The organism is Falsiroseomonas bella (assembly GCF_003173615.1).
GTDB lineage: Bacteria > Pseudomonadota > Alphaproteobacteria > Acetobacterales > Acetobacteraceae > Falsiroseomonas > Falsiroseomonas bella.
The window spans coordinates 398983-420475 of sequence record NZ_QGNA01000003.1 but is presented as its reverse complement, the minus strand read 5'-3'; the positions used below and the strand labels follow the sequence as shown (position 1 = coordinate 420475).

General features: G+C 71.3%; 20 protein-coding genes. 12 read left to right on the top strand and 8 right to left on the bottom strand.

Annotation, left to right across the window (positions count from 1 at the left end):
- Position 1 precedes the first annotated feature (1 nt).
- The 6 genes from rpoZ to era all read left to right on the top strand — a co-directional run bounded on the left by rpoZ (position 2) and on the right by era (position 5646).
- Positions 2-397 carry a DNA-directed RNA polymerase subunit omega gene (gene rpoZ, locus DFH01_RS14565; protein WP_109871182.1) on the top strand — a complete coding sequence of 132 codons (396 nt, stop codon included), beginning with the start codon at positions 2-4 and terminating at the stop codon, positions 395-397.
- A 70-nt stretch (positions 398-467) separates the two neighbouring features.
- Entirely contained in the window at positions 468-2705 is a 2238-nt protein-coding gene (locus DFH01_RS14560; RefSeq protein ID WP_109871181.1) for a RelA/SpoT family protein, read from the top strand.
- 9 nt (positions 2706-2714) lie between these two features.
- On the top strand, positions 2715-3182 hold the full coding sequence (acpS, locus tag DFH01_RS14555) for a holo-ACP synthase (RefSeq protein WP_109871180.1): 468 nt from the start codon (positions 2715-2717) through the stop codon (positions 3180-3182).
- 69 nt (positions 3183-3251) lie between these two features.
- The gene (gene lepB, locus DFH01_RS14550) at positions 3252-4025 is read left to right on the top strand and encodes a signal peptidase I (protein ID WP_233256116.1); all 774 of its coding nucleotides are present in this window, start codon (positions 3252-3254) and stop codon (positions 4023-4025) included.
- Positions 4022-4732, top strand: coding sequence for a ribonuclease III (gene rnc / locus DFH01_RS14545; RefSeq protein ID WP_233256115.1), 711 nt, complete (start codon positions 4022-4024; stop codon positions 4730-4732). The genes lepB and rnc overlap by 4 nt, the downstream gene beginning before the upstream one ends.
- Positions 4729-5646, top strand: a complete 918-nt coding sequence (gene era, locus DFH01_RS14540) for a GTPase Era (RefSeq protein WP_199231240.1) — start codon at positions 4729-4731, stop codon at positions 5644-5646. Before rnc ends, era begins: the two co-directional genes overlap by 4 nt.
- 33 nt (positions 5647-5679) lie before the next feature.
- Here era and DFH01_RS14535 read toward each other — a convergent pair whose 3' ends face one another.
- A complete protein-coding gene (locus DFH01_RS14535) occupies positions 5680-6264 on the bottom strand; it encodes a YcbK family protein (protein ID WP_109871177.1) in 585 nt (194 codons plus the stop codon).
- A 133-nt stretch (positions 6265-6397) separates the two neighbouring features.
- Between DFH01_RS14535 and recO the strand changes: the two genes are divergently transcribed.
- From recO to DFH01_RS14520, 3 genes are all read left to right on the top strand, one after another.
- Positions 6398-7144 (top strand): DNA repair protein RecO, encoded by a 747-nt coding sequence (gene recO / locus DFH01_RS14530; protein ID WP_109871176.1) that lies wholly within the window; start codon positions 6398-6400, stop codon positions 7142-7144.
- 39 nt (positions 7145-7183) lie between these two features.
- Positions 7184-9415 (top strand): DNA topoisomerase IV subunit A, encoded by a 2232-nt coding sequence (gene parC, locus DFH01_RS14525; RefSeq protein ID WP_109871175.1) that lies wholly within the window; start codon positions 7184-7186, stop codon positions 9413-9415.
- A gap of 317 nt (positions 9416-9732) precedes the next feature.
- Positions 9733-10020, top strand: coding sequence for a hypothetical protein (locus tag DFH01_RS14520; protein ID WP_146217064.1), 288 nt, complete (start codon positions 9733-9735; stop codon positions 10018-10020).
- Here DFH01_RS14520 and DFH01_RS14515 read toward each other — a convergent pair.
- The 3 genes from DFH01_RS14515 to DFH01_RS14505 are packed head-to-tail and all read right to left on the bottom strand — an operon-like array spanning position 10004 to position 14874.
- Positions 10004-10789 carry an arginyltransferase gene (locus DFH01_RS14515; RefSeq protein ID WP_109871173.1) on the bottom strand — a complete coding sequence of 262 codons (786 nt, stop codon included), beginning with the start codon at positions 10787-10789 and terminating at the stop codon, positions 10004-10006. The genes DFH01_RS14520 and DFH01_RS14515 overlap by 17 nt on opposite strands.
- Before the next feature lie 58 nt (positions 10790-10847).
- Positions 10848-13322, bottom strand: a complete 2475-nt coding sequence (locus DFH01_RS14510) for a penicillin acylase family protein (protein WP_109871172.1) — start codon at positions 13320-13322, stop codon at positions 10848-10850.
- A gap of 40 nt (positions 13323-13362) precedes the next feature.
- Positions 13363-14874, bottom strand: coding sequence for an aldehyde dehydrogenase family protein (locus tag DFH01_RS14505; RefSeq protein ID WP_109871171.1), 1512 nt, complete (start codon positions 14872-14874; stop codon positions 13363-13365).
- A 108-nt stretch (positions 14875-14982) separates the two neighbouring features.
- Here DFH01_RS14505 and DFH01_RS14500 point away from each other — a divergent pair, with 108 nt between their 5' ends.
- The 3 genes from DFH01_RS14500 to DFH01_RS14490 all read left to right on the top strand — a co-directional run bounded on the left by DFH01_RS14500 (position 14983) and on the right by DFH01_RS14490 (position 17908).
- On the top strand, positions 14983-16191 hold the full coding sequence (locus tag DFH01_RS14500) for a CaiB/BaiF CoA transferase family protein (RefSeq protein ID WP_109871170.1): 1209 nt from the start codon (positions 14983-14985) through the stop codon (positions 16189-16191).
- Between the two features lie 22 nt (positions 16192-16213).
- Positions 16214-17062, top strand: coding sequence for an alpha/beta fold hydrolase (locus tag DFH01_RS14495; protein ID WP_199231239.1), 849 nt, complete (start codon positions 16214-16216; stop codon positions 17060-17062).
- 111 nt (positions 17063-17173) lie between these two features.
- Entirely contained in the window at positions 17174-17908 is a 735-nt protein-coding gene (locus DFH01_RS14490) for a glucose 1-dehydrogenase (protein ID WP_109871169.1), read from the top strand.
- Here DFH01_RS14490 and DFH01_RS14485 read toward each other — a convergent pair.
- From DFH01_RS14485 to DFH01_RS14470, 4 genes are all read right to left on the bottom strand, one after another.
- Positions 17865-18716: an aminoglycoside phosphotransferase family protein gene (locus tag DFH01_RS14485; protein WP_146217063.1), complete on the bottom strand. Its 852-nt coding sequence runs from the start codon at positions 18714-18716 to the stop codon at positions 17865-17867. The two genes, DFH01_RS14490 and DFH01_RS14485, sit on opposite strands and share 44 nt — an antisense overlap.
- Entirely contained in the window at positions 18713-19060 is a 348-nt protein-coding gene (locus tag DFH01_RS14480) for a hypothetical protein (protein WP_109871167.1), read from the bottom strand. The genes DFH01_RS14485 and DFH01_RS14480 overlap by 4 nt, the downstream gene beginning before the upstream one ends.
- A gap of 17 nt (positions 19061-19077) precedes the next feature.
- On the bottom strand, positions 19078-20055 hold the full coding sequence (gene hemB, locus DFH01_RS14475) for a porphobilinogen synthase (RefSeq protein ID WP_109871629.1): 978 nt from the start codon (positions 20053-20055) through the stop codon (positions 19078-19080).
- A 71-nt stretch (positions 20056-20126) separates the two neighbouring features.
- Entirely contained in the window at positions 20127-21422 is a 1296-nt protein-coding gene (locus DFH01_RS14470) for an O-acetylhomoserine aminocarboxypropyltransferase/cysteine synthase family protein (RefSeq protein WP_109871166.1), read from the bottom strand.
- Positions 21423-21493 lie beyond the last annotated feature (71 nt).

Genomic DNA, 21493 nt, shown 5'->3' with positions numbered 1-21493 from the left:
CATGGCACGCGTCACGGTCGAGGATTGCGTCCTCAAGGTGCCGAACCGCTTCGAGCTGGTCCTGCACGCCGCCCAGCGCGCGCGCAACATCAGCCGCGGCGAGGAACTGACGGTCGAGCGCGACAACGACAAGAACCCCGTCGTCGCCCTGCGCGAGATCGCCGAGGACACGGTGGACCTCGACGCCCTGCAGGCCGACCTGGTCAAGTCGCTGCAGCGCGCGCCGGAGCCCGAGCCGGCCGAGGAGGAGGTGCTGGACCTCATCGCGACCGACGAGAACATCTTCGGCGTGATGGACGTCAACGAGGAGCCGGCCGGCGACGGCGCGGGCCTCGAGGACCTCTCGGCCGACGACATCGAGGCGGCGATCGCCGCCGAGCTCGGCGGGAAGCGCTGACGCCGCGACGAAAAGGCGGGGGCGCCGCCCCCGCTTCCCCGAACAGGCGCCGCCCCGCGGCGGCGCTGCCATGAACGCGCCCATCGGGCCTTCCTGGGCGCCCGAAGGCCTGGCCGGCGGCGTGCCGGCCAGCGCAGGCCAGGACCTGGCCCGCATCGTCTCCACCTACGACCAGCGCGCCGACGTATCGCTGATCGAACGCGCCTTCGAGGTCGCCGCGGCCGCCCATGCCGGCCAGGCGCGCGAGAACGGCGACCCCTACATCACCCACCCGGTTGCTGTGGCGCAGATCCTGGCGCAATACCGGCTCGATTCCGCCTCCATCGCCACCGCGCTGCTGCACGATGTGGCGGAGGACACCAAGACCGGCCTTGCCGAGCTGGAGAAGCGCTTCGGCAAGGAAGTCGCCCGCCTGGTGGACGGCGTCACCAAGCTGACGCGGCTGGAGCTGCAGTCCGAGCGCACCAAGCAGGCCGAGAACTTCCGCAAGCTCGTCCTCGCCATGTCGGAGGACATACGGGTCCTCCTCGTGAAGCTGGCGGATCGCCTCCACAACATGCGCACGCTGCACTTCGTCCCGCAGCCCGAGCGCCGCCGCAAGACCGCGCGCGAGACGATGGAGATCTTCGCCCCCCTCGCCGAGCGCATCGGCATGGACGCGCTGAAGACCGAGCTGGAGACGCTCTCCTTCCGCGAGCTCGACCCGGACGCCTTCCAGACCATCGCCGCCCGCCGCGCCTTCCTCTACGGCCAGGGCGCCGAGCTGATCGACGAGATCAAGGACGACCTCGCCCGCGTGATGAAGGAGAACGGCGTCGAGGTGCTGGAGCTGACGGGCCGCGAGAAGTCGCCCTATTCCATCTGGCTGAAGATGCACGGCAAGAAGGTGGAGTTCGAGCAGCTCTCGGACATCATGGCCTTCCGCGTCATCGTCGCCGACAAGGCGGCCTGCTACGGCGCGCTCGGCGCCGTCCACAGCGCCTATCGCGTGGTGCCCGGCCGCTTCAAGGACTACATCTCCACGCCCAAGCCGAACGGCTACCAGTCGCTGCACACCGGCGTGACCGTGCCGGAGAAGCGCAACGCCAAGATCGAGGTGCAGATCCGCACGCGCGACATGCACGAGGTCGCCGAATACGGCGTCGCGGCGCACTGGATCTACAAGCATGGCGGCGTCGCCGCGAGGGACCAGCAGAAATTCCCCTGGGTGAAGGCGCTGCTGGAGATCCTGGAGCAGGCCGCCGAGCCGCAGGAATTCCTGGACGCCACGCGCCTCGAGCTGCACCGGGACGAGGTGTTCTGCTTCACGCCGAAGGGCGACCTGATCGCGCTGCCGCGCGGCGCCACCTGCGTGGACTTCGCCTACCAGGTGCACAGCCAGGTCGGCGACCAATGCGTCGGCGCCAAGATCAACGGCGTCATCAAGCCGCTGCGCACGCCGCTCGAGAACGGTGACCAGGTCGAGGTCATCACCGCCCGCGGCGGCACGCCGAACCCGCAATGGGAACGCTTCGTCGTCACCGGCAAGGCGAAGGCGCGCATCCGCCGCTTCGTCCATGCCCAGCAGCGCGAGGTCAGCCGCCAGGAAGGCCGCGCCGCCATCGCGCGGGCCTTCCGCCAGGAAGGGGTGGAGTTCTCCGAGAAGGCGATCGAGCCCGTCCTGAAGCAGCTCAAGCAGCCGAGCTTCGAGGAGCTCTGCCTCGTCGTCGCGGCAGGCGGCCTCACACCGAAGGAGGTGCTGCACGCGGTCTACCCGGAGTTGCGCGGCCCGCCGCGCGTGATGGACCCGCTGCCCATCGCCCGCTCCCGCCCGCGCGCCGTGCCCCCGATCCCGACCAAGGGCGGCCGGCGCGACGTGGCGATGGGCGTTTCCGGCCTCGTCGCCGGGATGCAGGTGAACTTCGCCGGCTGCTGCCACCCGCTGCCCGGCGACCGCATCGTCGGCATCGTCACCACGGGCAAGGGCGTGACGGTCCACAAGGCGGATTGCCACAACCTGTCGGGCTTCGCGGACAGCCCCGAGCGCTTCCTCGACATCGACTGGGACTACGAGGGCGGGGCAGGGGGCGCGCATCTTGGTCGCATCGAGGTCGTCGCCTCGGCCGATCGCGGCGCCCTCTCGGCCGTGACGGATGCGATCGCCCGGCAGGACGGCGCGATCGAGAACCTGCGCATCCATCATCGCGGCCCGGACTTCCAGGAGATCTCGATCGACGTGGAGGTGCAGGACCTGCGCCACCTGTCGAACATCATCGCCGCGCTGCGCGCCGTGCAGGGCGTTGCGCAGGCCGAGCGGGCCAAGGGTTAAGGGCGCTTCATGATCATCGGCCTCGGCAGCGACATCATGGACATCCGCCGGATCGAGCGGGTGATCGAGAAGCACGGCCAGCGCTTCCTGGAGCGGGTTTTCACGCCGCTCGAGATCGCCAAGGCCGAACGACGGACCGAACGAATTCGCGCCGCGACCTATGCCAAGCGCTTCGCGGCGAAGGAGGCGGCCTCCAAGGCGCTCGGCACCGGCTTCCGGCAGGGCGTGTTCTGGCGCGACCTCGGCGTGGTGAACCTGTCCTCCGGCCAGCCGACGCTGCGCATGACCGGCGGCGCGGCCGAGCGGCTGAAGGCCATCACGCCGCCCGGCCACCTGGCGCATGTGGCGCTCACCATGACCGACGAATTCCCCTACGCCCAGGCGATGGTGATCATCAGCGCCGTCCCGGCCCCGGCGATCCTCGGCGGCCTCGCCCGCCCGGCGGCCACCCCGATGCCGCAGGACGCTCTTCCTTGACACGCAGGGGGGCGCCGCGCTCTATCCGCGCGCCCAGCAACGGATCCGGCGCCTCGTCCGGCCAGTAGGATGCCCGTGAACACCCCCTCCATGGCGAAGAAGAAGTCGGGCGGCTGGCTCGAGTCCATCAAGACCATCGTCTATGCCGGGTTGATCGCCATCGGCATCCGGACGATCGCCTTCGAGCCCTTCAACATCCCCTCCGGCAGCATGATCCCGACCCTGCTGGTGGGCGACTACCTCTTCGTCTCGAAATATTCCTATGGCTATTCGCGGCATTCCATGCCGTTCAGCCCGAACCTGTTCTCGGGGCGCATCTTCGGCAGCCTGCCGGAGCGCGGCGACGTGGCGGTGTTCAAGCTGCCGCGCGACAACTCGACCGACTACATCAAGCGCATCATCGGCCTGCCCGGCGACCGCATCCAGGTCCGCGGCGGCGTGCTGCACCTGAACGGCCAGCCGGTGCGGCGCGAATTCGTCGGCAACTACACGGTCGAGGGCGACGGCCCGCGCATGGTGGTGCGCGAATTCCGCGAGATCCTGCCGCCGCAGCCGGGCGTCGAGCCGCACGCCCACCTGATCCTCGAGATGTCCGACGACCAGCCCTACGACAACACGCCGGAATTCGTCGTGCCCCCCGGCCATGTCTTCGCGATGGGCGACAACCGCGACAACAGCCTGGACAGCCGGGCGCAGAACGCGGTCGGCTTCGTCCCGCTGGAGAACCTGGTCGGCCGCGCGGAATTCATCTTCTTCTCGGTCGATGGCTCCGCCCGCTGGTGGGAGATCTGGGGCTGGCCGACTGCCATCCGCTGGTCGCGCCTGTTCAGCGCGGTCCGGTGAGCGGCGCGGCGCACCCGGACGAGGACCTGCCGGAGCCGGTCGCCGCCCTCGCGGCGCGCCTGCCGCACCGCTTCGCGCGCCCCGACCTGCTGCTGCATGCGCTGACCCACCGCTCGGCGGCCGATCCGCGGCAGCGGATGCTCGACAGCAACGAGCGGCTGGAATTCGTCGGCGACCGCGTGCTCGCGCTCGCCATGGCCGAATGGCTGGCCGAGCGCTTCCCGCAGGAGCGCGAGGGCGATCTCGGCAAGCGGCTCGCGCATCTCGTCGCGCAGGAGAGCCTGGCGAAGGTCGCCGCCTCGCTCGAGATCGGGGACGCGCTGCGCGTGCCGGCCAGCGAGGAGCGGTCCGGCGTGCGGCGCCGCGCCTCCGTGCTGGCCGATGCGGTGGAGGCGCTGCTGGGCGCGCTCTATGTGGATGGCGGGCTGGAGCCCGCGCGCGCCCTGGTGCGCCGCGAATGGTCGCCGCTGCTCGAGGCCTCGGCCCATCCGCCGGTCTCGCCCAAGACGCGGCTGCAGGAATGGACGCTCGGCCGCGGGCTGGGCCTGCCGGAATACATGCTGGTCTCCGCGACGGGGCCCTCGCACAACCCGATCTTCGTCGTGCGCGCGCTGGCCGCCGGGCAGGACGCCGAGGGCAGCGGGGAGAGCAAGCGCGCGGCGGAGCAGGAAGCGGCCGCGAAGCTGCTGGCGCAGCTCGGCGCATGAGTGACGCGCCGGCTGAACCGGGGCCGATGCGCTGCGGGCTGGTCGCGGTGGTCGGCGCGCCGAATGCGGGGAAATCCACGCTGGTGAACGCGCTGGCGGGCACCAAGGTCACCATCGTCTCGCCCAAGCCGCAGACCACGCGCTTCCGCATCCGTGCGGTGGTCATGGAAGGGCGCAGCCAGGTCGTGCTGGTGGACACGCCCGGCATCTTCGCGCCCCGCCGGCGGCTCGACCGCGCGATGGTCAATGCCGCCTGGACCGGCGCGCAGGATGCGGACCTCACGCTGCTGCTGGTGGATGCCCGCGCCGGGCTGAAGGAGGATGTGCGCACCATCCTCGACGGCCTCGCGAAGTCGCGCCGCCCGCTGATGCTGGCGCTGACCAAGGCCGACCTGATCCCGCGCGAGCGGCTGCTGCCGCTGGCGAAGGAGCTGAATGACATCCTGCCCTTCCGCGAGACCTTCATGGTCAGTGCGCTGAAGGGCGACGGCCTCGACCGCCTGCGGCAGGCGCTGGGCGCCGCGATGCCGGAAGGACCGTGGCTGTTCCCCGAGGACGACCTCTCCGACCTGCCGCAGCGCATGCTGGCGGCCGAGATCGTGCGCGAGCAGGTGCTGCGCCAGACGCATGAGGAAGTGCCCCACCACGCCACGGTCGAGACCGAGCAGTGGGAGGAGCGTAAGGACGGCAGCGCCCGGATCGAGGTGACGATCTACGTCAGCCGCGCCAGCCAGAAGGCGATCCTGATCGGCGACAAGGGCGCCCGCATCAAGGAGATCGGGCAGCGCGCGCGGTCCGAGCTGGAGAAGCTGCTGGAGCGCCGCATCCATCTGTTCCTGAACGTGAAGGAACGGGCCGGCTGGGACGAGGAGCGCGGCAGGCTGCGCGCGCTGGGCCTGGACGATCCGGGGTAGCCGCCGCGGGCCTCGATTGGCCCGGGCAGGCGCCTAGTAGCGCGGCTCGCCGATGCGGAAGGTGCCGGTGATGCGCATGAAGCGGGTGTTGCGGAAGATGCTCGTCCCCGCGCCGCCATCGCTCCAGTTGCGCACCGGGCCGCTGTCCAGGTGGATGAAGCCGCGGCTGCGATAGACGCCGACGCCGCCCTTCTTCAGCGCCAATGCCGCCTCGGCCACGGCGGGCAGGCGCCCGGCCGCTATCCCGACATCAACGGCCGAGGCGCGCAGGTGCTGGCTGTCGCCGGCGCCGTGCACCGCCCGATTCACGGCCGGGGTGCGATAGCCGGAATGCACGTCGAGTTCGCCCGTCAGCCGCGTGCGCGCCGCAACCTCCCACAGGATCGCGATCGCGTCGGCGTCGAAGGGATGTGGCGGGCAGCCGGGGTCGGCCAGCACCTCGGACAGCTCGGCCATCGCCGAGCGGTCCGGCGCGCGGCCGTCATGCCAGGTGCCGTCGAATTTCGCGCCGCTGCCCGCGTGCTTCAGCGAAATCCGCCGAGCGGCGGCATGGGAGGTGCGGGGCAGGACCAGCGTGGCGAAGGCGGCTGCGCCGCCAAGGATGAGACTGCGTCGCATGGCTCTTCCTCTAACCAATGTCGCCGGCGAGCGCGACCCCCTTCCGCCCCTCCCGGCCCCCGCGCAGGGCACACGATCGGTTCAGCCGCGCTGCTGCCTTGATCGCGGACGCGGGATATGGAAGGCCCCGCCGATGGAGTGGCAGGCCCCCGCGGTGGTGCTGGATGTGCGGCCGCACGGCGAGTCGGGCGCCGTGGTCACGCTGCTGACCGAGGCCCATGGCCGCCACGCGGGTCTCGCGAAGGGCGGCGCCTCCCGCGCGCAGGCGCCGCTGTGGCAGCCAGGCAACCTGGTCGAGGCGCGGTGGGTCGCGCGACTCGCCGACCAGCTCGGCGCCCTGTCCGGCGAGCTCGTGCATCCCGCCGCCGCCCTGGCCATGGAGGACCCGCTTGCGCTTTCCGTGCTCCGCGCCGCGACCAGCCTGGCCGAAGGCGCGCTGCCGGAGCGCGAGGCGCATCCGCGCATCTTCCACGGCCTGGTGGCGCTGATCGCCACCCTGGCCCGGGGAGCCGAGGCCGCGCTGCCCGACCTGGTGCGCTGGGAGGCCGACCTGCTCGCCGATCTCGGCTACGGCCTCGACCTTGCCCGCTGCGCCGTGACCGGCACGCAGGATGAGCTGGCCTTCGTCTCCCCCCGCACCGGCCGGGCCGTGTCGGAGCGTGCCGCGGGGGAGTGGCGGGACCGGCTGCTGCCGCTCCCGGCCTTCCTGCTCGGTCAGGGGCCGTCCGGGCCGGCGGATTGGCTGGCGGGCCTGCGCCTCACCGGCCATTTCCTGGCCCGCGACGTGTTCGGGCTGCAGCACCGGCCGCTGCCGGCGGCGCGGGAGATGCTGGCCGACCGGCTCGCCGCGCTGGTGGCGCCGCCGGCCGATCCGGGCTAGACGCCTCCCGACAGGAACGAAGCGCGAATCAGCCGCAGCATGCCCGACGACATCAAGACGCCGCCCGCCGGCGGGTCCTCGCACGAGACCCCGCTCGCCGATGCGCTCTCCGAGCGCTACCTGGCCTATGCGCTGTCCACCATCGTCAGCCGCTCGCTTCCGGATGTGCGGGACGGGCTGAAGCCGGTCCATCGCCGCCTGCTCTATGCGATGCACCAGTTGAAGCTGGACCCCGAGGCAGGCTTCAAGAAATGCGCCCGCATCGTCGGCGACGTGATGGGCAAGTATCACCCGCATGGCGACAGCAGCATCTACGAGGCGCTGGTGCGGCAGGCGCAGGATTTCGCCGCGCGCTACCCGCTGGTCGAGGGCCAGGGCAATTTCGGCAACATCGACGGCGATAACGCCGCGGCCATGCGCTACACGGAAGCGCGGCTGACCGAGGTCGCGCAGGCGCTCCTCGACGGCATCGAGGAGAATGCCGTCGATTTCCGCCCCACCTATGACGGGGAGGAGAAGGAGCCGCTGGTGCTGCCGGCGGCCTTCCCGAACCTGCTGGCGAATGGCGCGGCGGGCATCGCCGTGGGCATGGCCACCTCCATCCCGCCACACAACGCCGGCGAGCTCTGCGGTGCGGCGCTCGAACTGGTGCGCAACCCGGACGCCACGGTGGACGACCTGCTCAGGCACGTCCCCGGCCCGGATTTCCCGACCGGCGGCATTCTGGTGGAATCGAAGGAAGCGATCCGCGAGGCCTATGCGACCGGCCGCGGCGGCTTCCGCCTGCGCGCCCGCTGGGACGTGGAGCCGCTCAAGAACGGCACCTGGCAGGTGGTCGTCACCGAGATCCCCTACCAGGTGCAGAAGTCGCGCCTGATCGAGCAGATCGCGCAGCTGATGGAGGAGAAGAAGCTCCCGCTGCTCGGCGATGTGCGCGACGAGAGCACGGATGTCGTGCGGCTGGTGCTGGAACCGAAGTCCCGCACAGTGGACGCCAAGGTGATGATGGAGACGCTGTTCCGCGCGACCGCGCTGGAGAGCCGCTTCCCCCTCAACATGAACGTGCTCGACGCCGACCGCACGCCGCGCGTGATGGCGCTGAAGGACGTGCTGCGCGCCTGGCTCGACCACCGCCATGTCGTGCTGGTGCGCCGCACGGAGCATCGCCTCGCCGCCATTGCGCGGCGGCTCGAGATCCTCGACGGCTATCTGATCGTCTACCTGAACCTGGACGAGGTCATCCGCATCGTCCGGGAGGAGGACAAGCCGAAGGAAGCGCTGATGGCGGCCTTCGGCCTGACGGAGGTGCAGGCCAACGCCATCCTCGACATGCGCCTGCGCGCCCTGCGCAAGCTCGAGGAGATGGAGATCCGCAAGGAGCACAAGAGGCTCTCGGCGGAGCAGAAGAAGCTGCAGGGCCTGATGAAGTCCGAAAAGGCCCGCTGGGATGCGATCGCCGAGGAGCTCGAGGCGACGCGCCAGAAATTCGGCGACGGCGCGCTCGGCAAGCGCCGCACCACCCCCGGCGCGGCGCTGCCGGAGGTTGCGGTGGACGAGCTGGCTTTCGTCGAGAAGGAGCCGATCACCGTCATCCTCTCCGAGAAGGGGTGGATCCGCGCCCAGAAGGGCCACCTGCCGGACGAGGCGGAGCTGCGCTTCAAGGAAGGCGATTCCGAGCAGTTCCGCCTGCACGCGCAGACCACCGACCGCATCGTGCTGTTCGCGACGAATGGCCGCGCCTTCACGCTCAAGGCCGACGCCATCCCGCGCGGCCGCGGCGATGGCCAGCCGGTGCGGCTGATGGTGGACCTCAGCAACGAGGACGCGATCGTGACGCTTTTCGTCCATGAGGACGGCGCGAAGTGGCTGCTCGCCGCGACGGACGGCAAGGGCTTCGTGGTGAAGGGCGAGGAGCTGCTGGCGGAGAAGCGCACCGGCAAGCAGGTGCTGCTGGTGGACCCGCCGAAGGAGGCCTGCGTCTGCATCCCGGCCGAGGGCGACAGCGTCGCGGTCACCGCCAATGACCGCCTGCTGGTCTTCCCGCTCGACCAGGTGCCGGAGATGGCGCGCGGCCGCGGCGTGCAGCTGATCGGGCTCAAGGATGGCGAGCTGAAGGACGCGCAGGTGTTCAAGTCCAAGGAAGGCCTCGCCTGGCGCCATGGCAGCGGCGTCCGGGTGGAGACCGACCTGCGGAGCTGGCGCGGCCAGCGCGCCGGCGCCGGCAAGAGCCCGCCGCCCGGCTTCCCGCGCAACCGCCGCTTCGGGGTATGATACCGCGCGCACAAAGGCTTCACCTTTGTGCCCCTCATACGCCGGGCGGGCCGCGTCCGCGGCCCTTGGCTTCGCGCCGTGCGGCGCGGCGCGTATTCGCGCGCTCGGCCCTTCGTGCCGCAGCTCCGAACTTCGTGCGCTTGGCATGATCGCGCCGCCGCGCATCCCGGCAGGCGACTCAATCTGTCACTTGTGCGGAACGGCCGGGCATGCGTTCATGCCCGGCGCGCCTTGGGCCGGGGAGCCGGGGCAAGCCAATTCTTCGAAGGCGGCTGTCAGCCAGCCACGCCGTGATCGGCGGGAAGGAGGCTTGCGTGGTGACCGGACCCGGGATTCGAGACCTGCTCGACTCGCTCGCGCGTGCCATGCCGGAGGCAGGGCCGGTCCGCGATCGCGCGCGCGACGAGACGCTGGAACTGCTCGTGGCGATATTCGGTCCGCCGGAAGGTGAGCCCGATGCGGCGCTCGAGGCGCGAATCAGCCGCGCGGCGGACGCCATCCTCGCGGAGCGCAGCGCCTTGCCGCGGAACCCCAACGCGCTCGCCCCGACAGTCGTGACCTCCGCCCGCCAGCGCGTCGCGGGCGTGGTCAGCCGCCGACGCTGACCTTTGCGTGCCCCTCGGCGGGCTGTTCCTCGACGGCCGGCGCCGCGTGCTCGGGCAGCATCCGCCAGATGCCGCCCGTGAGCGCCTCGCTCGGCCGGAAGCGGGCCTTGTAGCTCATCTTCCGGCTCTCCGGCACCCAGTAGCCGAGATACACATAGGGCAGGGACACGGTCTGCGCCCGCGACACCAGCCACAGGATCGCGTGGGTGCCGAGGCTGCGGCGGGTCTCCGCCGGATCGAAGAAGGAATAGACGGCGGACAACCCGTCCGAGAGCCAGTCCGTCAGACAGGCCCCGACGAGGCGCCCGGAGGTGTCGCGGAACTCGACCACGCCACTGGTGATCGGCGTGTCCTCGACCATGGCGCGGTAGTCGTAGAAGCCCATCGCGGCCATGTCGCCGTCGCCGTGCCGCGCCGCCTGATAGCGCTGGAACAGGCCGAACTGCTCGGCCGAGGCGCGGGCCGGCATCTCGAAGGCGGTTATGTCGGCATTGACGCGCATGATCCGGCGCTGCGTGCGGTCGGGCTGGAACTGCCCGGCCACGATGCGGATCGGGATGCAGGCGCGGCAGCCGGGGCAGACCGGGCTGTAGGCGATGTTGTGGCTACGGCGGAACCCGGCGCGGGACAGCCGGTCATGCGTCGCCTCCGCATCCGCGCCGGCGAGTTCGGTCACGATCTTCCGCTCCGTCCGCCCAGGAAGGTACGGACAGGGAAGTGGTGCCGTCGTGTAGAAGAATTGCGGGCGGCGGGCGGTGCGATGGAGCATCGGTCCCTGCAGTCTCGGCGGAGTGACGCGGCGAATCAACAGTCCCGCGGGTGGTTCCTCATGGCGTGAGCCGGATGCGTCCCGCCTCGCGCTGCGGCGACCGGCCCAGGCGCAGAACGTCGCCCTCGCCCCAGCGTTGCAGCAGGTCGCCCCAATGGTCGGAGAGCGGGTGTCCCGACTGCCCCGTCGCGATCATCACGAGCACCCCGTCCGGATCGGCGAGGTCGAACACGGCGCGCAGCCCGGCGCCGTGGACATGCTGGAAGGGATTATCGCCGGTGCCGCGGAAGCCCCCGCGCGACACCGTCTCCCCATCCCCGCCCGTCGGCGCCGCCAGCGCGATGGCGGAGCCGAGCAGCGGGACGTAGCGCAGCACAGGATGCTCGAATCGCGCGACATGCACCGCCCCCCAGCGCCAGTCCGCGGGATTGCTGCCGTGCCGCGCCTCCAGCGACTGGACGGCATCGTCGAGCGAGCGGGTGAGCAGCGAGGCGCAGGCATCCGCCCCGCACCAGGCGCTGCCCCGGCCGTCCCGCGCCAGCAGGAAGGCCAGGAATTCCGGGCCCGCCAGCCCCTCCGCGGAGGTCGCGCCGCCGCGCTCCAGCGCCAGCCGGCGGAAGGCGCGCAGCCAGGTGTGGAACAGCAGCGGCTGCGGTGCGTCGGCCGTCATCGTGCCGTCCCAGTCGCGCAGCAGCGCGTGGGCGCGCGCGGAGGCCGGGTTGGGGCGGATGGCCTGCAGCGTCGGCAGCACGTCCCTGGCCAGCAGGGAGAGCGTGTCGTTCTGCATCGCCGCGAACTCGGACGCCGAGTGCCTTGGCCGCGCCGCGAGCAGTTCCCCGATGCGACGCAGCCGCCAGTCGCCGAACCAGTGCTCGCCGAGGAACACCGGGTGGTCGGGCGGGGCCGGGCGGCTGTTCGCGGCCGCGAGCATGCCGCTTGCGGGATTCTCCAGATGGGGCATCTCGTCGAAGGGAACGAAGCCGATCCAGTCGCCCTCGCCATCCCAGCCCGGGACCGGCAGCGTGCCGTCGCCGCCCTCGCGGATCGGCGTGCGGCCGACGAGATACTGCGCGATGCCGCCCGAGGCCTCCGCCACCATCAGGTTCTGCGGCGGGCTGGTCACCCGCGCTGCCGCGGCGCGCGCCTCCGCCAGCGTGGTGGCGCGGTTCAGCGCAAGCAGGCCGTCCGCGCTGGTGTCGCCGGGCGCGAGGTTCGCCATCGCCACCGACAGCACCATGTCGTGCGGCAGCCCGGCCTGCGGCTCCACGTCGCTGATCACGGGGCCGTTGCGCGTCTCGCGCACGACGAGGCGCTCGCGGTCGTGGCGACCGCGGATCTCGATGAACTCCTCCCGAACCAGGAAGGGCCTGGGGCCTTCTGGGGTCTCGTAGCTGTCCTGGTCCACCAGGCGCTCGATGAACACGTCCTGGGTGTCGGAATGCGTCGTGGTGAAGCCCCAGGCGAGCCGCTCGTTGCGGCCGATCACCACGGCCGGCACGCCCGGCGCCGTCGCGCCCGCGCGGAAGCGCCCGCCGGGCAGCTCGATGCGGGCGAGGTACCAGAGGATCGGAGCCTGGAAGCCGAGATGCGGGTCCGAGGCCAGCAGCGGCGCGCCGGATGCGGAGCGGGCGGCGGTCACCGCCCAGGCATTGGAGGCGCTGTCGGGCAGGGGCGCGTCCTCCCCGAAGACCGGCACCTGGGCCAGCATGCGGCCCAGCGCCTCGGGCGGCAGCACCGCCGACAGGTCGAGCCGCCCGCTGCTCCGGTCCTGCGGCCAGAGCATCGGCAGCCTGTCCTCATCCACCAGGCGCGCCGCGCGCGCCCGCTCGATGTCGCGGCGCCACGCGCCGGAGAGCCAAAGCCCCATCACCCGGCCCCACAGCAGCGAATGCTCCGGCTTCCACGGCTCCGGTTCTCCGAGAACGAGGAATTCCGGCGCGCTCATCATGCCGCGGGCGGCGATCCGGGCGTTCACGCCCTGCGCATAGGCTTCCAGCAGGTCGCGCGCCTCGGGCGAAAGGCTCTCGAGGTCGCCGCGGGCGCGCTCCGCGAGGCCCAGGGTGCGGGTGAAGCGGTCGAGCCGCAGCGCGCTGGCGCCGGCGATCTCGGCCAGGCGTCCCTCGCCGCCGCGGCGCATGGCGTCCATCTGGAACATGCGGTCGCGGGCGTGCAGCCAGCCGAGCGCGATGGCGGCATCGCGCTCGGTCTGCGCGGTGATCCGCGGGATGCCGTTGCCGTCGAGGGTGATGCTGACGGGCGCGGAAAGGCCGGGGATCGCCGCCTCTTCCGAGGCATCGGGCAAGCTGGTGTAGACCAGCGCCAGGGCGAAGAAGGCGGCAAGAATCGCCAGCACGGCGACGAAGCCCACCACCCGCCCGCCGAAGCGGAGAAGCGGGGCGAGGAAGGAGGACTCCCGGCGCCGCTTTCCGCTCCGGCGGCGCGGTTCGCCCTCCGGCCGGCGGCGCCGGCGGCGCCGGCGGCTGCCCTGGACGGGCTCCTCGCCGGCAGGCCGATCGGACGCCAGGTCGTTCATGACGCGCCGCGCCGCTTCATGAGTCCCGCCCCGCGCGGCCTCAGCCCATGTTCACCATGATGGTCTTCTTGTGCGTGAAGTGCTCGAGCATCGCCTCGAGCGAGGCCTCCTTGCCGAGGCCCGACTGCTTCACGCCGCCATAGCTGAGATTGGCCTGCACCACGAGGTTCTGGTTGATCTGCACCAGGCCCGCTTCCAGCCGATGCGCGAGGTCGAGCCCGACCTTGAGGTTGTTGGTCCAGAGGCTCGCAGCCAGGCCGTAGTCGCTGTCATTGGCCTCGGCCAGCACGGCCTCGGGGTCGTCGAAGGGCTGGATGACGGTGACGGGGCCGAAGATTTCTTCCTTCACCAGCCGGCTGTCCTTCGTGAGCCCGGTGAAGATGACGGGCTGGATGAAGAGCCCCTTCTTCAGCGCCGGGTCCTTCGGCATGGCGGAGCAGACATGGGCGGTGGCGCCGGGTGTCTTCGTGCCTTCCGCGATGTAGCCCTTCACCTTCTCGAACTGGCCGTCGCTGATGATGGTGCCGATGTCGGTCTTCTCGTCCAGCGGATCGCCCATGACCATGTTGTCCACGGCGGTCTTCATGGCCGTGACGAAGCGGTCGAAGATCGGGCGCTCCACATAGATGCGGCTTGCCGCCGTGCAGGACTGGCCCTGGCGGGTGAAGCGCATGGAGGTCAGCGCGCCGGAGACCGTCTTGTCGAAGTCGCAATCGGCGAAGACGATCATCGGCGACTTGCCGCCGAGCTCCAGCGTCACCGGGATCAGCTTCTCGGCCGCCGCCTTGTAGACGATCTTCCCGGTCTCGACCGAGCCGGTGAAGGTCACCTTCTTGACCTGCGGATGCGAGACCAGCGGCGCGCCGCATTCCGGGCCGAAGCCCGAGACCATGTTGAACACGCCGGGCGGCAGCACACGGTTGAGAATCTCGCAGATGCGCAGCACGGCGAGCGGGGCTTCCTCGGCGGACTTCACCACCACCGTGTTGCCGGCCACCAGCGCCGGCGCGACCTTCAGCGCCATCAGCAGCATCGGCACGTTCCACGGGATGATCGCGCCGACCACGCCCAGCGGCTCGCGCACCGTCACGCTGAGCACGTTCGGCGCGAAGGGCACGCTCTCGCCCTTCAGCTCGGAGCCGAGGCCGCCGAAGAACTCGAAGACGTCGGCGACGACATTGGCCTCCACCCGCGATTCGGTGCGCAGCGCCTTGCCGGTCTCGAGCGCGATCAGCCGGCCGAGCTCCTCCACATGCGCCTTCAGCGCGGCCGAGCAGGCATGCACCATGGCGCCGCGCTTGCGCGCAGGGACCTTGGCCCATTCCTTCTGCGCCTTCGCGGCGGCGGCCACTGCGGCATCCACATCGGCGGCGTCGCCTTCCGCGGCGCGGGCGATCTCCTCGCCCGTCGCGGGGTTCACGACGGCGAAGGTCTTGCCGGAGCGGGCCGGCACGTAGCGCCCCGCTATGAAGTGATTCCCCGACAGGGCCTTGGCGAGCGCAAAGCAGTCGTTGGTGGGCGCTTCGGGCGTCGGATGGGGGCGGTCGAGCATGGGTTTCCTCCCGCAGGATCGGGACCTAATAGAGGCCCGCGACCATGCGGCGCCAGACCCCCCGCGGCAATGATGGCGGGACGCCGAGCTGAGAGGACCGAGAAGCAGATGGAGAAGGCGCCGAGCGGCCCGCTGAAGGGCCTCAGGGTCCTGGACCTCACCCGGGTGCTGGCGGGGCCGACGTGCACGCAGATGCTGGGCGACCTGGGCGCCGAGGTGATCAAGATCGAGCGCCCCGGCGCCGGCGACGACACCCGCGGCTTCGCGCCCCCGTTCTGGCCCAACACCCAGGAAAGCGCCTATTTCCTCGGGGTCAACCGGAACAAGAAGTCGCTGACGCTGGATATCGCCGCGCCCGAGGGGCAGGAGATCATCCACCGGCTGCTCGAGACCTGCGACATCCTGGTCGAGAACTTCAAGGTCGGCGCGCTGGCGAAATACGGCCTGGGCTACGAGCAGCTCAAGGCGAAGCATCCGGGCCTGATCTACTGCTCGATCACCGGCTTCGGCCAGACCGGCCCCTACGCCCCGCGCCCCGGCTATGACGCGCTGATCCAGGGCATGGGCGGCGTGATGAGCCTGACCGGCGAGCCCGACGGCCTGCCGCAGAAGGTCGGCGTGCCCGTGGCGGACCTGTTCGCCGGCCTCTATGGCTGCATCGGCATCCTGGCCGCGCTGCGCCACCGGGAGCGCACCGGCCAGGGCCAGCAGATCGACATCGGCATGCTGGACACCTCGGTCGCCTGGCTGGCGAACCAGGGCATGAACTACCTGGCGACCGGCGAGAATCCGCCCCGCCTCGGCAACCAGCATCCGAACATCGCGCCCTACCAGGTCTTCCCGACCAAGGACGGGCACATCGTGCTGTCCGTCGGCAACGACCCGACCTTCGAGCGCTTCTGCAAGTCCTTCGGCTGCGAGCAGCTGCTGGCCGATGAGCGCTTCCAGACCAACGCGAACCGGGTCGCGAACCGCGACGCGGTGACGGAGGCGCTGACCCCGGTGATGCAGTCCAGGACCACCGCCGAATGGGTGGCGGCGCTGGAGGAGCGGAAGATCGGCTGCGGGCCGATCAACAAGCTTTCCGAGGTCTTCGCCGATCCGCATGTGCAGGCGCGGGGCTGCGTGGTGCCGCTGCAGCATGCCTCGGGCGAGACGGTGAAGGTGATCGCCAACCCCGTCAGGCTCTCCGGGACGCCGGCCGACTACCGCATTCCCCCGCCCCAGCTCGGCGAGCATGCCGAGGAGGTGCTGTCCGGCCTGCTCGGCATGTCCGCGGCCGAACTGCAGGCGCTGAAGGACAAGGGCGTCGTCTGAGCCGCGGATCGGAAGCGCGCCCATGATCCCCCGCCAGAACCGCCTGCGCTACCTGCTCGCCGGCGGGTTCCAGCAGCTCGCCTGGACCGAATGGGGTCCGGAGCAGGGCGCGCCGGTGGTCTGCGTGCATGGTCTGACGCGCAACGCGCGGGACTTCGACGCGCTCGCCGCGGCGCTGGCGGCGCAGGGGCGGCGGGTGCTGTGCCCGGACCTGCCGGGGCGCGGCGCCTCCGACTGGCTGCCGGACCCGATGCTCTACACGCCGCCTTCCTATGTGGTGGCGCTGGCGCATCTGCTGGCGCGGCTGGATGGGCCGGTGGACTGGGTGGGCACCTCGCTCGGCGGCCTCTGCGGCATGATGGTCGCGGCGGGGCGCAACACGCCGCTGCGGCGCCTGGTGCTGAACGACATCGGCAGCCGGGTGCCGGCCACCGCCGCCGAGCGGATCGCGGCCTATGTCGGCACGCGGCTCGTCTTCCCCGACGTGCCGGCGCTGGAGGCGCATCTACGCAAGGTGCATGCCCCCTTCGGCCCGCTGACGGATGCCGAGTGGCGCCACCTGGCCGAGCACAGCGCGCGGCGCCTGCCGGATGGCAGCATCACCACCCACTACGACCCCGACATCGCCGTGCCCTTCCGCGATGCGCCGACCGGCCCGGTGGACCTCGCGGCCATCTGGTCGCTGGTGCGGCTGCCGACCCTGGTGATCCGGGGCGCCGAGAGCGACATCCTGGACGAGGAAACCGCCGCCGACATGGCGACGCGGACGGGGGTGGAACTGGTCACCCTGCCGGGCATCGGCCACGCGCCGGCACTGATGGACCCGGCACAGATCGCGCTGGTTTCGGGCTTCCTCGACGCGGCGCGCTGAGCGCCGGAGCCCCTCGCGATACCGTGACCGCCGGCTGCCAGGCTCCGCCTGGGACGACCAGGCGGGCCGCCCACAATATGCGTGCAGACGCATTGAATTGGGGAGGCAGGGATGGGCAGGCTGCAGGGCAAGGTTGCGCTGATCACCGGTGGCGCGCGGGGCATGGGGGAGGCGACGGCGCGGCTCTTCGTGGCGGAGGGCGCCCGCGTGCTGCTGACCGACATCCTGGAGGAGCAGGGCCAGGCGCTGGCCCGCGAGCTCGGCGCGGCCGCCCGCTTCCAGCGGCATGACGTGTCCGACCCCGTCGCCTGGCGGGAAGCCGTTGCCGCGGCGCGCGACGCCTTCGGCGGGCTCGACGTGCTGGTGAACAATGCCGGCATCTACGAGCCCTCGCCGCTCGCCGAGACCGAGCTCGCGCTGTTCGAGCGGATCTACCGCGTGAACCAGCTTGGCGTGTTCCTCGGCATGCAGGCGGCGGTGCCGGCGATGCGGGCCCGCGGGGGCGGGGCGATCGTCAACTTCTCCTCCATCGCCGGGCTGCGCGGCTTCCCCGGCGCGGTGGCCTATGTCGGCACGAAATGGGCGGTGCGCGGCATGACCAAGACCGCGGCGGTGGAACTCGCCGCCGACCGCATCCGCGTGAACTCCGTCCATCCCGGCCTGATCGACACGCCGATGATCGCGGCCAACACGGAAGAGACGAACCAGGCGGTGATCGCCGCGACGCCCCTGAAGCGCGCGGGCGAGCCGGAGGAGGTGGCGCGGCTGGTGCTCTTCCTCGCCTCCGACGAGGCCAGCTACGTCACGGGCGCCGAGGTGGCGGTGGATGGCGGATGGACGGCCTGAGCGCCGCTTCCGCCGCGAGCCAGGGCGCCGGATCGGCGCCATCCTCCACCGCCCAGCAGGCGGCGATGACGGCGCCGGCATAGCCCCAGGCCAGCACCCGCCGAGGGTCCAGGCCGGCGACCTCGGCGATGATCGCGGCGCGTCGCGGCGCGCGGGCGAGCAGCGCGGGATCGGCCGGGTTGCGGAGCAGGCAGGCGGCCTCGGCGGCGGGCTCGCCGAGCAGGCCCTTGGGATCCACCGCCACCCAGCCATCGCCCTCGCGCAGGATGTTCCGGTGGTGCAGGTCGCCATGCAGCAGCGCAAGCGGCGGCGCATCGGCGGCGAGGTCGCGGAGCAGCCCCGCCGCGCGGTCCAGCATCGCCGTCGCCAGCACGCCGGCACCGGCGGCTAGGGCGCGGCCCCAGCCGGCGGCCTCGGCGAAAAGTGCGCCGTCGGGCGGCGGGCAGGGCAGGGCGGCGACCAGCCCTGCCGCGATCCGCGTCGCCGCGTCGTCGTCCTGCCGGGCGAGGTCGAGCAGGGGCGTGCCGGGTGTCGCGCGGGCGAGAAGCAGAGCGCCCTCCGCCGCATCTTCCCGCAGCAGGCGCGCCGCGCCGCGCCCCTGCATCGCGCCGAGTGCCGCGATCTCCGCCGCGACGCCCTGGCCGGGCGGGGCGAGCTTCAGCACGCGATCCGGGCCGACCGCCAGCACCCGCGCGGCCGGGCTTTCCGCGAGCATCGGTCCGGGTGCGAGGCCCCATGCCGCGGCGATCCTTGCCGCCCGCGCGTCCAGCCCCGCGCGCCACGCCGCCAGCCGGCGCGTGCGGCTCACGTGCCGAGGCGGCGGGCGATCGCGCGGGGCGGCGATTCCTCCTCCACGCGCAGCCGCCCGGTCCGCAGCTTCACGCCCTGCCACCAGGAGAGCGCATGGACGGGCGGTTGTGGCAGCGGCGGCAGGCGGTTGCGCTCGGTCTCCGGCAGCAGGGCACGGCGCGCGACGCGCAGGCGCTGCAGCCTCCACCAGGCGAGGTTTTCGTCCTCGCCCGGCTCGGCGTGGCGGAAGGCCAGCAGCGCATCCACCTCCGCCCGCTGCAGGCGGAGTGCGGCGACCGCGGGCTCCTCGGGCCGGTCGGAGGCGCCGTGCCAGGGTCGGCGCAGCGCCGCCCGTTCAGGCAAGACATTCCCCCGCGCGCTTACGCACGACGAAGCATTCGCGCCGCCTCCACGGCGAAATAGGTCAGCACGCCGTCGCAGCCGGCGCGCTTGAAGCCGAGCAGGCTCTCCAGCATCGCCTTCTCGTGGTTCAGCCAGCCATTCTGCACGGCCGCCATGATCATCGCGTATTCGCCGCTGACCTGATACGCGAAGGTCGGCACGCGGAACTCGTCCTTCACCCGACGGCAGATGTCGAGGTAGGGCATGCCAGGCTTCACCATCACCATGTCCGCGCCCTCCGCGAGGTCGAGCGCCACTTCGCGCAGCGCCTCGTCGGAATTGGCGGGGTCCATCTGGTAGGTCTTCTTGTCGCCCTTCAGCGCGCCGCCCGATCCCACCGCGTCACGGAACGGGCCGTAGAAGGCCGAGGCGTATTTCGCCGCGTAGCTCATGATCCGCGTGTGGATCAGGCCGCGCGCGTCGAGCGCCGCGCGGATCGCCGCGACGCGGCCATCCATCATGTCGGACGGCGCGATGACGTCGATGCCGGCTTCCGCCTGGATCACGGACTGGATCGCCAGGATCTCCAGCGTCTCGTCATTCGCCACGTAGTGCCCGCCGGGGCCGTCGCGCAGCACGCCGTCATGGCCGTGATCCGTGTAGGGATCGAGCGCCACGTCGCCGACCAGGCCGAGCTCCGGGAATTCCTTCTTGAGCAGACGCGCCGCGCTGCACATCAGGTTCTCGGGGTTCTTCGCCTCGGTCCCCTCCGCGTCCTTCTTCCCGGCGGGCGTCGCGGGGAACAGCGCCAGCGCCGGGATGCCGAGCTTCGCCGCCGGCTCGACATGCGCGGCCAGCCGATCGAGCGTGACGCGCTTCACGCCGGGCATGGAGGCGACGGGTGTTTCCGTCGCCGTGCCCTCGATGACGAAGATCGGCCAGATCAGGTCGTCCACCGAAAGGCGGTTCTCCGCCACGAGGCGGCGCGTGAAGGCGTCCACCCGGTTGCGGCGCATCCGCACCGCCGGGAACGCGCCCTGCTGGCGCGGCTGCTCCAGGCTCTGGGCGTGGCCCTTCTCGAAGGCGTTCACGACGCGGCCGCCAGCGCCTGGTCGAGATCGGCGATGATGTCGTCGATATGCTCGATGCCGATGGACAGGCGCACATAGCCGGGCGTCACGCCGGTCTTCGCCTGTTCCTCGACCGTGAGCTGGCTGTGCGTGGTCGTCGCCGGATGGATCGCCAGGCTACGGGCGTCGCCGATGTTCGCGACGTGGTAGAACATCTTCAGCGCCTCGATGAACTTGCGGCCCGCTTCGGCGCCGCCCTTGAGCTCGAAGCCCATCAGCGAGCCATAGCCGCCCTTCAGCGCCGCATCGGCGCGACGCTTCCATTCGCCTTCCATCAGGCTGGGGTGGATCACCCGGGCGACCGCCGGGTGCTTCGCCAGATGCGCCGCGACCTTCAGCGCGTTCGCGCAGTGGCGTTCCATGCGCAGCGGCAGCGTCTCCATGCCCTGCAGGAACAGGAAGGCGTTCATCGGCGCCATCGGCGCGCCGAGGTCGCGCAGCAGGCAGGTGCGCATGCGGATGATGTAGGCGATGGGCCCGAGCGGCTTCACCGCCTGCGTCCAGACCGCGCCGTGATAGGACGGGTCGGGCGTGTTCAGCGTGGGGAAGCGCTCCGCATGGGCTTCCCAGTCGAAATTGCCGCCATCCACCACGATGCCGCCGATCGAGGTGCCGTGGCCGCCGATGAACTTCGTCGTCGAATGCATCACCACCGCGGCGCCGAGCGCCAGCGGCTTGCACAGCACCGGCGCCGCCGTGTTGTCCATGATCAGCGGCACGCCGAGCTTCCGGCCGATGGCGGCGACCTCGGCGATGGGGAAGACCTGCAGCTTCGGGTTGGGCAGCGTCTCGGCGTAGTAGCAGCGGGTCTTCGCGTCGGTCGCGCGCGCGAAGCCCTCGGGGTCCGCCGGGTCCACGAAGCGGACCTCGACGCCGAACTGCTTCAGCGTGTTGGCGAAGAGGTTCCAGGTGCCGCCGTAGAGATCCGTGCTGCTGACGATGTTGTCGCCGGCCTGGCAGAGATTCATCACGCTGAAGGTCGTCGCCGCCTGGCCCGAGCCCAGCGCCAGCGCGGCCACGCCGCCTTCCAGCGCCGCGACACGCTGCTCCAGCACGTCCACGGTCGGGTTCATGATGCGGGTGTAGATGTTGCCCAGCTCCTGCAGCGCGAAGAGGCGCTGGGCGTGGCCCGTGTCCTGGAACTGGAAGGAGGTGGTCTGGTGGATCGGCACGGCGACCGAGCCCGTGGTGGGATCGGCCCGCCAGCCGGCATGGAGCGCGATCGTCTCCGGGTTGGTGTAGGTCACGGGCATTCCTCCGGTGCTTGGCCGCCCACAGGGATGGCACAGCCGAAGCGGGCTGGGGAAGGGCCGGCGCGGCTTTC